Consider the following 14,479-nt stretch of genomic DNA (forward strand, 5'->3'; position numbering starts at 1 on the left):
CTCAGCCGCGGAAGAAGCGGTAGAAGCGCAGCAGATCGGCCTGCTGCGTCGCCAGGTCGCTCTCGACGAAGGTTACCTCGCTATGCGCGGGGCTTTGCGCCAGGCGCGAGAGGTCCAGTGGATGGACGAAGCCCAGCAGCGGATAGCCGCCCATGCTCTGGCGGTCGGCCATCAGCACGATGGGTTGGCCATCGGGCGGAACCTGGATAGCGCCCTCCACCACGCCCTGCGACCAGGCGCGCGGCGCCCCGCGCAGCGGCTCGCCGGCCAGGCGGACGCCCATGCGATCGGACCGCGGGCTGATTCGCCAGGCGCTGGCGAAGAAGGCTTGCCGGCTGGCTGCGTCGAAGGCCGCCGCATCGCCGCCGAGCAGCACGCGCAAGGGCCGCTGCTGCCGGTAGTCCGGCTGGAAACGCCAGGGCACGCTGGCATCCCACGGACACGCCGCTCCCGCTTCGGCACACGGCAGGCAATCGCCCTCCGCCAGGATCCGGCCATCGCCCTGTAAACCGCCGAGCCCGTCGCGAACCTGGCAGGCGACGCTGCCCAGTACCGGCCTTGCCCGGAAACCGCCGGCGCAGGCCAGGTAGGCACGCTGCCCGGCCTCGGCGAAGCCCAGTTCGATGCGTTGCCCGCGGCGGACCCGGAAGCGACTCCAGGGCAGGCATTCGCGACCGTCCACCGTCAGCGCCAGGCGCGCTCCGGTCAGCGCCAGCCAGGTCGCCTCCACCCTGCACTCCAGCGCCAAGCCGCCGAAAGCGATTTCCAGCAATGGCGTCCCCCAGGGATTACCGAGCAGACGATTGGCCCAGGCTGCCGCCTGGCGGTCCAGAGGGCCGCCCGCGGATACGCCGAGGTGCTGCCAACCGCGCCGGCCGTCGTCCTGCAGCAGGCTCTGCGGACCCGCCTTGACGACCCACAAACCATTCATTCGCGCCCGCCCAGGTCGAGGAAGTCCTCGCGCCCGATGGCGACGAAGCGCACCCGGTCGCCCAGCGCCAGTGGGCACGGAGGAGTGGCGGCCGGATCGAACGGACGCCACGGACTGCGTCCCAGCAGGTGCCAGCCGCCGGGCGAGGCCTGCGGATAGATCGCCGTCTGCGCCTCGGCAATGGCCAGGCTGCCGGCCGGTACACACGCCCGCGGGGTGGCCCGCCGCGGCAGGACCAGGCGCGGATCGAGGCCGCCGAGGTAGGCGAATCCCGGAGCGAAACCGATCGCGCCGACCCGGTATTCGGCCGCGCTGTGCAGTTCGATCACTCCTTCGCCAGTCAATCCGCAGGCAACCGCTACCGTCGCGAGGTCCTCGCCGGCGTACCAGACGGGAATCTCGTGCAGGCGCCCGGCATCCTCGGCGGGGCGCCAGGCGTGCCACTCCGCCAGCAGCGGACCCAGGCGTTCTTCCAGTACCTGCGGGGCGATGCGGTAGGGGTCGTAATGCAGCATCAGGGTGGTCCAGCCCGGCACCAGATCCCTGACGCCTTCGCCGAGCCCCTCGCGCAGACGTCTGGCCAGCTCGGCCAGGCGCACAGACAGGTCCACTTCGGGCTCTTCGGCGAGCGTCAGCAGCAGGGCTTCGGCACCAGCGGGTTCGATGCGGATCACAGGCTGTCCAGGGCCGCGCGCAGGCGCCGGAGGACCGCCAGCGACTCCGGGTTGTCGCCATGCACGCAAAGACTGTCGGCGGTCAGGCGCAGCGGGTTGCCGTCGTAGTCGGGGAAGGCTTCGCCGCGGGCGATGGCCAGGGCCTGTTCGATGATCCGCTGCGGATCGTGATGCACCGCGCCGCCAAGCCGCCGCGGCGCCAGCCGGCCGTCCGGCAGGTAGGCGCGATCGGCGAAGGCCTCGAACAGCAGCGGCACGTCGGCCTCGTCGGCCAGTTCCAGCTCGCGGCCGTTGTCGGCCAGGGCCAGCACCATCAGCGGCAGGCCCTTGCGATAGGCGGCGCAGGCGTCGAGCACGGCGCGCAGCAGCTCATCGTCGCCGACCAGGTCGTTGTACAGCGCGCCATGCGGCTTGACATAGGCCACCTGGGCACCGAGGGAACGGCAGAAAGCGTCCAGCGCACCGATCTGGTACAGCACCATGGCATGCACCTCTTCGGCAGAGCAGGCCAGCGAGCGCCGGCCGAAGCCGCTCAGGTCGGGATAGGCCGGGTGCGCGCCGATGCTCACGCCATGGCGTACCGCCAGCTCCACCGCGCGCCGCATGGTGAGCGGGTCGCCAGCGTGGAAGCCGCAAGCCAGGTTGGCCTGGTCAACCAGCGGCATGCTGTGGACATCGTCGCCCATGCGCCAGGCGCCAAAGGTTTCGCCCATGTCGCAGTTGAGCAGGATACGCCGGCCGGTGTCGTTCATTGTGCGCTCCTTTCGAGGCCAGGATTACGGAAAAATGAGCGCAGTGCTGGCGAATTAGCGTCAGGTAGCATACTCAGGCACTGAGAACAGGAGTAAATTCTCCTCTTTTGCACCGACGACCTTGCATTCATGAAAGTTCTCATCCTGGCGGCCTATGCGCTGAGCATCCTCTATGTCCATTTTCGCGGCCGGGTACGCCACAAGCTGTCGCGCCAATTGAGCGACCACTCCAGCTTCCTCGCTCCGATCAACTGCCTGATGTACCTGTTCTCGAAGGTACCGAACCGCCCCTACCTGGCACCGCAGACCTTCCCCGAACTGCAGGTTCTGGTCGACAACTGGCAAGCCATCCGCAGCGAGGCGCTGCACCTGCACGGCGCCGGCAACATCAAGCGTTCCGAACAGTACGACGATATCGGTTTCAACTCGTTCTTCAAGAGCGGCTGGAAGCGCTTCTACCTGAAATGGTACGACGAGGCCCATCCCTCCGCCGGACAACTCTGCCCGCAGACCACCGCCCTGTTGCGGCAGATTCCCTCGGTCAAGGCGGCGATGTTCGCCGAACTGCCGCCGGGCTCGAAGCTGGTGCGACACCGCGATCCCTACGCCGGCTCGCTGCGCTTCCACCTGGGACTGTTCACCCCCAACGATCCGGCCTGCTTCATCGAGGTGGACGGCGAGCGCTACCACTGGCGCGACGGCGAGGCGGTGGTGTTCGATGAAACCTTCATCCACTACGCGGAAAACGCCACCGAACACAACCGCATCATTCTCTTCTGCGACATCGAGCGGCCGCTGACCCAGGGCTGGGCCACCGCCTTCAACCGCTGGTTCAGCCGCAACGTGATGGCTGCCGCGGCCGCCCCGAACAACGCAGGCGACCGGACCGGCGGACTCAATCGGATCTTCGACAGCCTCTACAAGATCCGCCTGCAGGGCAAACGTTTGAAGAAGCGCAACCGCAAGCTCTACTACCTGCAGAAATGGGGCTTCTTCGCCCTGGTACTGGCTTTCATCCTGTGGATCTGAGGCCCGGCGACGCAAGGCCCCGCTAGCTCCGTGGGGCGCATGACGCCAACGGCGTCATCCGCCGATACCTCGCCGAAATGGCGGATAGCCGCTCTGCGGCTATCCGCCCTACGCCACGGACAGCGCGAAGTCCGATAGCTCCGTAGGGCGCATGACGCCAACGGCGTCATCCGCCGATATCTCGCCGAAATGGCGGATAACCGCTCTGCGGTTGTTCGACGTACGCCACGGACAGCGCGAAGTCCGATAGCTCCGTAGGGCGCATGACGCCAACGGCGTCATCCGCCGATACCTCGCCGAAATGGCGGATAACCGCTCTGCGGTTATTCGCCCTACGCCACGGACAGCGCGAAGTCCCGATAGCTCCGTAGGGCGCATGACGCCAACGGCGTCATCCGCCGATATCTCGCCGAAATGGCGGATAACCGCTCTGCGGTTATTCGCCCTACACCCCGCAAAGCCCGGCAGTCCCAGCAGTTGGCAACGAAAAGGCTCCCTTGGGAGCCTTTTTCATTCATCCGTTCAGTACACGTCGCGTCGGTAACGTCCTTCGTCGGCCAGGCGTTGCAAGGCCTCCTCACCGAGCACTTCGCGCAGCACCCGGTCGACACCGCCGGCCATGCCCTGCAGGCTGCCGCAGACGTACAAGGCCGCGCCCTCGTCGATCCAGCGCCGCAGTTCATCCGCCGCTTCATGCAGGCGGTCCTGGACATAGATCTTCTCCGCCTGGTCGCGGGAGAAGGCCAGGTCCAGGCGTTGCAGCTCGCCCCTGGCCAGGGCTTGCTCCAGCTCCGCACGACAGTAGTAGTCGTGGGCGAAATTGCGTTCGCCGAACAGCAGCCAGTTGCGCTTGCGCCCGGCGGCAATGCTGGCGCGCAACAGGCTGCGCAGGCCGGCGAGCCCGGTACCGTTGCCGATGAGAATCAGCGGCACGTCATCCTCCGGCAGGTGGAAACCCGCGTTGCGGCGCAGGCGCAGGGTCAGCGCGGCGCCGAGCGGCAGGTACTCGGTGAGCCAGCCGGAGCAGATGCCCAGGCTGCCGTCGGCATGCTGCTCCTGGCGTACGATCAGTTGCAGGTCGCCATCGCTCTGCAGCGACGCGATGGAGTACTGGCGCACGGAAAGCGGAATCAGCGCATCCAGCAGCGCCTGCGGGTGCAAGCCGACCAGGTGTTCGAAAGAATCCGGCAGCAGGCGCCCGGCCAGGGCCTGCTCCAGGCTCTGCTCGACGCCCTCGACCGCCACCCGCACCTGGCCGTCCAGGTGATGCCGCTGCAGCCATTCGCGGATGCGCGCGGGCGCCTGGTGCGGAACGATCTCCAGCAGATCGCCGGCGCGCCATTGGATGGCGCTGTCGGTCGGCGCACGCAGGTCCAGCAGCCAGGTCGACTCGCCCTGGCTGCCAGGGTTCAGGCACTCCCGCCGCGCCAGCGACCAGACCTCGAAGGCCGGCGCTTCCCAGGCCGCCGGGGCGGCACCGCCGGTCACCTCGGCCAGGCTTTCCTGCCATTGGCGCAGTGCCGCGGCGTCGCCATCATCGACCTCCACCGGGGCGAACAGGCTCCGCGCGCCCTGCCCCTGCAACCAGCCCTGCATGCGCCGGGCAAAGCCGCAGAACTGCTCGTACTGGCGATCTCCCAAGGCCAGCAGGGCGTAGCTCAGGCCATCGAGGCTGGCGGCATGGCCAAGCACCTTGCGTTCGAAGCCGCGGGCGCAGTCCGGCGCCTCACCGTCGCCGAAGGTGCTGACCACGAACAGCGCCTTGCGCGCCTCGGCGAGTTGCCCGGCATCCAGGCGCGCCAGCGATTCGACCCGCACCGGCAACCCGGCCGCCTGCAACTGGCCGGCGCTCTGCCAGGCCAGTTGCTCGGCAAAACCGCTCTGGCTGGCGTAGCCGATCAGCCAGGGCTCGCCGCTGGCGCCGGCGCTGCCGCCCAGGTCGGCGCGGCTCGCCCGTACCGCGCGTTTCTTGCGCCGGCGGTCGAGGTAGAGCAGCCAGCCGGTGATGAAGAACAGCGGCATCGCCAGGCTGGCGAGCATCATCAGGATGCGTCCGGCCATGCCGAAATAGCTGCCTACGTGCAATGCATAGACGCTGGCCAGCAACTGGCTGCCGAAAGAACGGTCGCTATAGCGCTGGTCGCTTTTCACCTGGCCGTTGGCCGGGTCCAGGGTCAGGGTGTTGAAGGCACGCTCGTGCGGCGCGTCGGTCAGGCGATAGAACACTGTCGCCGGCTGGCCGCCCGCCGGCGGCAGGCGCAGGTTGTAGGCCTGCAAGCGGTCGCCGCCGGCCTGGCGGATGCTGTTCCATACCGCCGCGTAGTCGACCACCAGCGGAGCCGCATCGGCCGGGCGCTCGCCACGTCCGCCCGGCTTGCCGCGCTGCGCCTGCTGGCCGGCGGGCGCGTCATCGAGCAGTTTGAACAGGCCGTTGCGGTACCACTCGTAGGACCAGTACAGGCCGGTCAGCGCAGCCAGCAGGTAGAGCGCCAGGCACCAGGTGCCGGCCACGGCATGCAGGTCCCAGTTGAAACTGCGCCCCTTGCGCGACCAGTCGAGGGTCAGCCAGGCGCGCCAGTCGAAAACCTTGCGCGGCCAGCGCAGGTAGAGACCGGACAGGCAGAAGAAGATCAGGATCAGGGTGCAGGCGGCGGTGACCTGCTTGCCGTACTCGCCCATGGCGAGGAAACGGTGCAGTTGCATCATCAGGTTGAAGAAACCCTCCCCGCGCGGCTCGCCGACGAAAGCCCCGGTGTAGGGATCGATCCAGCGCGACTCGCCGCGGCGCTGTCCCGGCGGCGGGGTGTAGAAGATCCGCCCAGCCTTGTCGCTGTCCATCTCGACCCAGACGAAGGCCACTTTCCGCCCCGGCTCGGCGCCTTCGATACGGCGCACCAGTTCGTCCAGCGGCAGCACGCCCGCGGGGCGCTTCTGCACCACCAGCACGTCAGGGTTGAGCGCGCGCATCAGTTCGTCCTGGAACGACAGGGTCGCTCCGGTGACGCCCATCAGCGCCAGCACCAGGCCGGCGCTGATGCCGAAGAACCAATGCAACTGGAACCAGACTTTCTTCACAGGATCACCTTCACGGCCGCCGCGCGGCAACAACGGGACTACGCCGACGCCAAGCGCCGGCCAGACGACACGAGGACGTCGGCGGGCAATTCTATTTGATAATCAGTTGCGATAAAGCCGAATTAACGTTCTTTACGCTCTATTTACCCACCTGGATGCGGGAAAGCCCCATCCCGCAGGGGGAATGGGGCTTTCGTGGGGAGCGAGAGCGGCTGTCAGAAGTGGAAGTTGGTGCTGAACAGTATCGTCCTTCCTGCGGCCTGGGACGCATAGTGCGCCGCATAGGCTTTGTCGAAGTACTTCTTGTCGAACACATTCTGCACGTTCAACTGGAAATCGACGTTCTTGCTCAGTTGGTAGCTAGCCATTGCGTCATAGCGCCAGTAATCGGGGACATAGACGGTATTGCCAACGTCGCCATAGACCTTGTCGACATAGAAAGCCCCGCCGCCGATGGTGGTCTTCGGGAAGATGTCATAGGTGGTCCAGAGACTGAAGCTGTTCTTCGGCGTATTTGGCATCTCGTTGCCGTTGTTGGAAGCCGCCGATGCGTTCACATTGCCGTTACGCCCAGCCTTACCGGCATCGACCAACTCGCTGTCCAAGTAGCTGTAGCCCGCGAACACCTTCCACTTCTCGGTCAGCTTGCCGCTGGCGCTCAATTCCACGCCGTCGACGCGGGATTGTCCGGCGTTATCGTAGGTCTGGTTGGCGACCAGGATGCGGGTATTGTCCTTGTCGGTGCGGAAGATCGCGGCACTCAGCTCCAGCCGCTCGTTGAAGAAAGCCCACTTGGTACCAAGCTCGTAGTTCGTGGTTTCTTCCGGTTCAAGGTTGTTGCTGATGGCGAACCCGTCGACAGCATTCGAGGTATCCCCATTATCGAGCATGCTACCCGGCGGCGTAGCCGAAGTGGCGTAGGACGCATAGATGCTGCCGTTGGGTACAGGTTTCCACACCAAGCCTGCCTGCCAGTTCCAGAAGCTCGACTTGTCGCTGAGTTTGGTAGCGGGTCTTACACCGTGGTTCTTCGCCGTAGTTTCGAAACTATCGAAGCGCGCGCCAATATTGACCTGCCACTGCTCGTTCAGGTCGATGGTGTCGAACGCATATATTGCCTTGGTGGTGCCGACCGTATTCAGCGGCGCATATTTCCGGGTAATACTGCCATTCCATGGATCGTGCGGATTGGGATTTTCCAGACTAGTGCAGTTATAGCCGCTAGGCGCCCCGATCAGCGATGGATTGCACTTGTTGCTGCCCAGGCCGGTATTGGTATCGACGGTATACCCATCGCGCTTGCTGTCTTCTCGGCTGAACTCCAGGCCGGTGCTGAAGCTGTTCTTGAAGCCACCCAGGTAGAACTCTCCAAACAGGTCAGTTTGGTTGACTGCTGTGGTGGTGGTACTTACCCGATTGTTCTGGCGGCGCCAGACCGAGCCGTTGTTTATGTTGCCCTGGCTGTCATCCGGTTGTGTCCACAGATAGTCCTGATGACTGTTGCCGTAACGCGAGGTATTGCGAATAGTGAGGCTGTCAGTCAGATCATGCTCAACGGTGATGGTACTGGTATCGATGCGGCTCTTCTGGAAATCGCGCCCCGTCAGCCCATAGAAATTGCCTCGATCCACATTCACCGGTTTGTCCGGATTGTGCTTGCTGCGATCGCTACTCTTGGCATAGGGAATGCCCGAATCCGGGGTATCGTCACTTTCCAGGTGATAATGGCTGACGGTCACTCGGGTCGGCGAGCCAAGACCGAAGGTGAGCGACGGCGCTACGCCCCAGCGACTGACATCGACCTCATCGCGGCCCGCGACATTGGCATCGTGCTTGAGAAGATTCAGCCGGAATGCCGCATTGCCATCGAGGAATTCCTGGTTGAGGTCCAGGGTGTAGCGGCGAGTCTGGTCAGAACCATAGGTGAAGCCGCCATCGATGAAGTTCCCAGCCTTGGCCTGCTTGCTGACGAGATTGAGGCTGCCGCCGGCCGAGCCCCGTCCTCCGAATGCCGAGTTAGGGCCCTTGCTGACCTCGATCTGCTCAAGGTTGAAGATCTCGCGGGTCTGTGCACCAGTATCGCGTACACCATCGACGTAAGTATCGCTTTGCGCATCGAAGCCGCGAATGAATGGCCGGTCACCGGTGGGATTGCCGCCCTCGCCCGCGCCAAAGGTAATGCCTGGAACGGTACGCAGTGCATCCTGGAGAGACACGGCGGCGGTATCCTTGATCACCTGCTTTGGTACTACCGTGACGGAGCGCGGCGTATCCAAGAGCGGCGCGGTGTACTTCTTCGACGCCGAGCGGTCGACGTTGTAGGTGGTTTCGTCCTGCTGCTCGCCGACGATGGTGGCCGCATCCAGCGACAGTACGCGGTCCTTGTCGGTCTTTTTCTGCCCGGCCTCGTCGGCGTGGGCTGCCTGCGGTGCGGCGATGGCGGTGATGGCGACACCGATGGCAGAAGCCAGCAGACGTTGCGAAGAAACGGCGGTATCCGTGGACTGACGCGACATTCGAAACCCCTCCCCGGGAGCTGTGAAGGTCGCGGAATTTATTGCAGATCAGAATTGTTATCAATTATTACGGATTCGCATTCGACAGGAATTTACATTCTTTACAATTTTCTCATTACATTTTTTCCCATCTCGCTCGTCTACAACCTCTGGCGGTTTTACACGCCCAATGCAAATCAATATCATTGGCAATCATTTCGCCTTCATGGACAGCGCCATGTTGCTGCATATTCCCGCCATCTTCACCGCCGAGGAAGTCTCCCGGATCCGCGCAGCCCTGGAGCAGGCGGAATGGGCCGACGGCAAGGCGACCGCCGGCTACCAATCGGCCAAGGCCAAGCACAACCTGCAACTGCCGCAGGACCACCCGCTGGCCCGGGAGATCGGCGAAGCCATGCTGCAGCGCCTGTGGAACCATCCCCTGTTCATGTCCGCCGCCCTGCCGCTCAAGGTCTTCCCGCCGCTGTTCAACTGCTATACCGGCGGGGGCTCGTTCGACTTCCACATCGACAACGCCGTGCGCGACGTCCATGGCGGCCGCGAGCGGGTCCGTACCGACCTGTCCTCGACCCTCTTCTTCAGCGACCCGGAGGACTATGACGGCGGCGAACTGGTGATCCAGGACACCTACGGCCTGCAACAGGTGAAGCTGCCCGCCGGCGATCTGGTGCTCTACCCCGGCACCAGCCTGCACAAGGTCAATCCGGTCACCCGCGGCGCGCGCTACGCCTCGTTCTTCTGGACCCAGAGCCTGGTCCGCGAAGACAGCCAGCGCACCCTGCTATTCGAAATGGACCAGTCGATCCAGCGACTCACCCACGACGTGCCCGACCATCCCTCGCTGATCCGCCTAACCGGCACCTACCACAATCTCCTGCGGCGCTGGTCGGAACTCTGAACATGCGCCACCTGCTGCTCCGTCACGACGCACTGGACGCCGAAGGTTTCGCCGCACAACTGGCCGGTACCCCGGGCGAGGTTGCCCAGGCCATCCTCGGCGCTGCGCGCGAGGGCCTGACGGAAGCCCAGGCCCTGCTCGGACAGATCCTTCTGGACGGCCAAGGCATCCAGCGCGACCCGCCCCTGGCGCGGACCTGGTTCGCGATCGCCGCCGGGCACGGCCACGCAATGGCGCGCAATATGCTCGCTCGCTGCCTGGAACATGGCTGGGGCGGCCCGGCGGATCCAGCCGCGGCAGCGGTCCACTATCGGATCGCCGCCCAGGCCGGCCTCGACTGGGCCCGCTACAACCTGGCCAATCTTCACGCTACCGGCCGCGGGGTGCCCCAGGACCAGCCGCGCGCCTATGCGCTGTATCGGCAAGCGGCCGAGCAGGGCCACGCGAAATCGATGAACCTGGTGGGGCGCTACCACGAAGAAGGCCTGGTGGTCGCTCGCGACCTGGCGCAAGCTGCGCACTGGTATCGACGCTCCGCCGAGGGTGGCGATTTTCGCGGCCAGTTCAGCCACGCCGCGATGCTCAGCGCCTCGGGCCGCCATGCCGAAGCCGAAACCTGGCTCCGGCGTGCCCTCGAAGGCGGCAACCTGAACTTCCTGCGCAGCGCCCGCCATGGCCTGGAGCAGTCGGCCCACCCACCGTTCCGCAGCCTGGCGCTGGCCTACTACCGACGCGCGGCGCAGTTGGGCGACGACACCGATCGAGAGGCCCTGGAACAGGCGCTCGAACGTCACGGGCACGCACGACTGCCCGCCTGACGAACAACGCACGACCCTTTGTTCACGCCCACATAACACTTTTTTGACAAGCCTTTCCCTACCCTCGCCGTTTCATCGAGGCGAACGACGATCGCGCCTCCGGTCCATCGTACGAGGCTATCGTGTCCCCCACTCCACCAAGCGTTACGCGCAATCGCATCGACTGGGCCGGCCTGGGCTGGCTGTTCCTGTTCTTCTGGTTCTTCTCCGGTATCACCCAACTGCTCCTGCTGACCTCCGGCAACAGCGGTTTCTCCGGTTTCCGCAACGCCATGGTGCTGAGCACCATCTGGCTTGCGCCGGTGTTGCTGTTCCCGCGCTGGACCAAGCCGCTGGCCGCCGTCATCGGGCTGGTGCTGTGGGCCGCCTCGCTGGTCGGCCTGAGCTATTTCGGCATCTATCACCAGGAATTCTCGCAAAGCGTGATCTTCGTGATGTTCGAGTCGAACACCGCCGAGGCCAGCGAATATTTCAGCCAGTACTTCAACCCCTGGATGACCCTCGGCCTGGTGCTCTACAGCCTGGTCGCCATCCTCCTCTGGCGCCGCCTGCGCCCGGTCTACCTGCCGCGCTTCAGCGCCCTGCCGGTGGCGGTGCTGCTGATCGTCGCGACCATCGGTTATCCGTTCTACAAGCAACTGGTCAGCCAGGGCCGGCCCTTCGACGAAGCCCTGGACAAGGTCCAGGCGCGCATGGAACCGGCGGTGCCCTGGCAATTGCTGATCGGCTACCAGCAATACCGCCAGCAACTGGGCAGCATGCAGGCGCTGTTGCAAAAGAACGCGGCCCTACCGCCGCTGAAGAACCTCGTCGATGCCAATGGCGATACGCCGCGCACGCTGGTCCTGGTGATCGGCGAATCCACGTCGCGCAAGCACATGAGCCTCTACGGCTATCCACGCGAAACGACCCCGCAGCTGGACGCACTGAAGGCCGCGAACCGGAACCTCACGGTATTCAACAACGTGGTGGCGTCGCGGCCATACACCATCGAGGTGCTGCAGCAGGTGCTAACGTTCGCTGACCAGGAGCATCCCGACCGCTTCCTCACCGATCCGTCGCTGATGAACCTGATGAAGCAGGCCGGCTACAAAACCTTCTGGATCACCAACCAGCAGACCATGACCAAGCGCAACACCATGCTGACGACCTTCGCCCAGCAGACCGATGCGCAGTTCTACCTGAACAACCAGCGCAGCCAGAACGCCAGCCAGCTGGACGGCGCGGTGCTGGCGCCCTTCGCCAAGGTGCTGGACGACCCGGCGCCGAAGAAGTTCATCGTGGTCCATCTGCTCGGCACCCACATGAACTACAAGTACCGCTATCCCGCCGACTACGCTCGCTTCGTCGACCGCCAGGGCGCCCCGGCGGCTCTCAGCGATGACCAGGTGGAGGTCTACAACAGCTACGACAACGCCGTGCTGTACAACGACTACGTGGTCTCCAGCCTGATCAAGGGCTTCGCCAACAGCGATCCGAACGGCTTCCTGGTCTACCTCTCGGATCATGGCGAGGAAGTCTTCGACGAAGCCCCGCACGACCGTCTCGGCCGCAACGAAGGCGACCCGACCCGCGGCATGTACACCGTGCCCTTCCTGGTCTGGACTTCGCCCAGCTGGCAGCAGACCCATCCGCGCGACCTACAGGCCCTGGTCGACCGACGCTACAGCAGCGAAGACCTGATCCATACCTGGTCCGACCTCGCCGGCCTCAACTATGACCTCTTCGATCCGACCAAGAGCCTGGTGAGCAACGACTTCGAGCATGAAGTCCGCTGGATCGGCAACCCCTATGCCCACAATGGCTTGCGCGACTTCGACAAGCTGCCGCTGGACAAGGCCGACGCCGGGCAGCAGGTAGCCCAGGCCGGACGACCCGCGCCAACGACGCCGCGCGCACCGTCCCGTCAGCCGGACGAAGGCTGACCGCCGCCAAGGAATGCGCCCCGCCGAGCGGGGCGTTTTTCCATCCGTAGCGCCCTCAGGGCAAGACCAGGTTGCCCTGCTCGTCGAACGGCCAGAACGGGTTGTAGGAAATTTCCCAAAGGTGTCCATCCGGGTCGGCGACATATCCGGAGTAGCCCCCCCAGAACACTTCCTGCGGCATCTTGGTCGCCTGCCCGCCGGCCGCCATAGCTGCGGAGAACAGACGGTCCACCTCGTCCCGCGAGGCGCAGTTGCAGGCCAGGGTGATAGCCGCGAAGCCGGTCGGACGATCTTCCACCTGCGCATCCTCGGCGAGGGCGCTGCGTCCGTAGAGGCCGAGGACCAGGTTGCGGCCCTTGAGAAATACCACCTGCTCGTTGCCGTCCGAAGAGGGCTGCCAGCCCAGCGCCTGGTAGTAGAGAGAGGAGCGGGTCAGATCGGCGACCCCGAGGGTCACCAGGGAAACACCATTGCCTGTCATGTCGGCGTCCTTGTCATGGGTTGTCGAACAAGGCTGACACGAGCGCCGCGAGGCTTCCAGAGCGACATGAAAAAGCCCCGCCGAGGCGGGGCTCTTCGTAACAAAGGCGACTGCGCTAGAGGTAGAACGCCTTCAGCGGCGGGAAGCCGTTGAACTCCACCGCACTGTAGCTGGTGGTGTAGGCGCCGGTAGACAGCCAGTAAAGGCGGTCGCCGCTCGCCAGGTTCAGCGGCAGGCCATACTTGTAGTGCTCGTACATGATGTCGGCGCTGTCGCAGGTCGGGCCGGCGATCACCACCTCTTCCATCTCGCCCTGCTTCTCGGTCCAGATCGGGAACTTGATCGACTCGTCCATGGTTTCGATCAGTCCGGAGAACTTGCCGACGTCGGCATAGACCCAGCGCTCCACGGCGGTCCGCGACTTGCGGGCGACCAGCACCACTTCGCTGACCAGGATGCCGGCATTGGCGATCAGCGAACGGCCCGGCTCGAGGATGATTTCCGGCAGGTCGTCGCCGAAGTCCTCCTTGAGGAAGCGGATGATCTCCTCCGCATAGGTTTCCAGGTCGTTGGTCTTGGTGATGTAGTTGGCCGGGAAGCCGCCGCCCATGTTGATCATCTTCAGGACGATGCCGTCTTCTTCCTTCAGGCGCTCGAAGATCACCTTGACCTTGGCGATCGCCGCGTCCCACACCGAGATGTCGCGCTGCTGCGAACCGACGTGGAAGGAAATGCCGTAGGGCTCCAGGCCCAGCTGGCGGGCCAGGATCAGCAGGTCCATGGCCATGTCGGTCTGGCAGCCGAACTTGCGCGACAACGGCCAGTCTGCGGTAGTCGAGCCCTCGGTGAGGATACGCACGTAGACCTTGGCGCCGGGAGCGGCCTTGGCGATGTTGCGCAGGTCGGCTTCGGAGTCGGTGGCGAACAGGCGCACGCCCTTCTCGTAGAAGTAGCGGATGTCCTTGGATTTCTTGATGGTGTTGCCGTAGCTGATGCGCTCCGGACCGACGCCGGTCTTCATCACCTTGTCCAGTTCGTAGATCGAGGCGATATCGAAGTTCGAACCCTTGTCGCGCAGCAGCTCGGTGATTTCGGTAGCGGGATTGGCCTTCACCGCGTAGTAGATCCTGGCGAAGGGGAAGCAGTCGGTCAGTTGGTCGTAGGCATCGGCGATGGTTTGCTTGTCGATGACCACGAAGGGGGTTTCCTGCTTGTCGGCGAAGGCCTTCATGCGCTGGAAGGTTTCAGGGGCGAAATAATCCTCGACCTTGATGGACATGGTTGGGACTCCCAATGGCAAAACACATGGATTCGTAGGGGTGAAGCTGAACGTCTAATCCGTTTCCCCACTTTGGTTCGCCTACTTCCCAAGGCATGTCG

Annotated in this window: 11 protein-coding genes; 4 read left to right on the top strand and 7 right to left on the bottom strand. The window is 64.5% G+C overall.

What is annotated here, in order from left to right; translation table 11 throughout:
* Window position 1 precedes the first annotated feature (1 nt).
* Genes M6E97_RS29635 through M6E97_RS29645 form a run of 3 tightly spaced genes read right to left on the bottom strand, consistent with a single transcriptional unit; the run spans window position 2 to window position 2,357 of the window.
* Window positions 2-931: a biotin-dependent carboxyltransferase family protein gene (locus M6E97_RS29635; protein ID WP_033938758.1), complete on the bottom strand. Its 930-nt coding sequence runs from the start codon at window positions 929-931 to the stop codon at window positions 2-4.
* Window positions 928-1,605, bottom strand: a complete 678-nt coding sequence (pxpB, locus tag M6E97_RS29640; protein ID WP_033938759.1) for a 5-oxoprolinase subunit PxpB — start codon at window positions 1,603-1,605, stop codon at window positions 928-930. The genes M6E97_RS29635 and pxpB overlap by 4 nt, the downstream gene beginning before the upstream one ends.
* Complete coding sequence (locus tag M6E97_RS29645) at window positions 1,602-2,357, bottom strand: 5-oxoprolinase subunit PxpA (RefSeq protein WP_034005151.1); 756 nt, start codon at window positions 2,355-2,357, stop codon at window positions 1,602-1,604. Before M6E97_RS29645 ends, pxpB begins: the two co-directional genes overlap by 4 nt.
* A gap of 129 nt (window positions 2,358-2,486) precedes the next feature.
* On the opposite strand from M6E97_RS29645, the gene lpxO reads away from it, so the two are divergent.
* Entirely contained in the window at window positions 2,487-3,386 is a 900-nt protein-coding gene (lpxO, locus tag M6E97_RS29650) for a lipid A hydroxylase LpxO (RefSeq protein ID WP_003134871.1), read from the top strand.
* A 522-nt stretch (window positions 3,387-3,908) separates the two neighbouring features.
* Here lpxO and M6E97_RS29655 read toward each other — a convergent pair.
* Together M6E97_RS29655 and piuD are read right to left on the bottom strand one after the other, a co-directional pair.
* Window positions 3,909-6,461, bottom strand: a complete 2,553-nt coding sequence (locus M6E97_RS29655; protein ID WP_033984886.1) for a PepSY domain-containing protein — start codon at window positions 6,459-6,461, stop codon at window positions 3,909-3,911.
* A 215-nt stretch (window positions 6,462-6,676) separates the two neighbouring features.
* Complete coding sequence (gene piuD / locus M6E97_RS29660) at window positions 6,677-8,977, bottom strand: TonB-dependent siderophore receptor PiuD (protein ID WP_003110337.1); 2,301 nt, start codon at window positions 8,975-8,977, stop codon at window positions 6,677-6,679.
* A gap of 217 nt (window positions 8,978-9,194) precedes the next feature.
* Here piuD and M6E97_RS29665 point away from each other — a divergent pair, with 217 nt between their 5' ends.
* From M6E97_RS29665 to M6E97_RS29675, 3 genes are all read left to right on the top strand, one after another.
* The gene (locus M6E97_RS29665) at window positions 9,195-9,875 is read left to right on the top strand and encodes a Fe2+-dependent dioxygenase (RefSeq protein WP_003110338.1); all 681 of its coding nucleotides are present in this window, start codon (window positions 9,195-9,197) and stop codon (window positions 9,873-9,875) included.
* A gap of 2 nt (window positions 9,876-9,877) precedes the next feature.
* Complete coding sequence (locus tag M6E97_RS29670) at window positions 9,878-10,693, top strand: tetratricopeptide repeat protein (protein ID WP_034005153.1); 816 nt, start codon at window positions 9,878-9,880, stop codon at window positions 10,691-10,693.
* A 122-nt stretch (window positions 10,694-10,815) separates the two neighbouring features.
* A complete protein-coding gene (locus M6E97_RS29675) occupies window positions 10,816-12,618 on the top strand; it encodes a phosphoethanolamine transferase CptA (protein WP_003134880.1) in 1,803 nt (600 codons plus the stop codon).
* A gap of 55 nt (window positions 12,619-12,673) precedes the next feature.
* Here the strand turns inward: M6E97_RS29675 and M6E97_RS29680 are convergent, their stop codons facing one another.
* Both M6E97_RS29680 and M6E97_RS29685 read right to left on the bottom strand, forming a co-directional pair.
* Entirely contained in the window at window positions 12,674-13,099 is a 426-nt protein-coding gene (locus tag M6E97_RS29680; RefSeq protein ID WP_033938760.1) for a VOC family protein, read from the bottom strand.
* Between the two features lie 115 nt (window positions 13,100-13,214).
* A complete protein-coding gene (locus M6E97_RS29685) occupies window positions 13,215-14,378 on the bottom strand; it encodes a type III PLP-dependent enzyme (protein ID WP_003094617.1) in 1,164 nt (387 codons plus the stop codon).
* Window positions 14,379-14,479: the final 101 nt, after the last annotated feature.

Origin of the sequence: Pseudomonas sp. B111, from assembly GCF_026428275.1 — a bacterium.
GTDB lineage: Bacteria > Pseudomonadota > Gammaproteobacteria > Pseudomonadales > Pseudomonadaceae > Pseudomonas > Pseudomonas aeruginosa.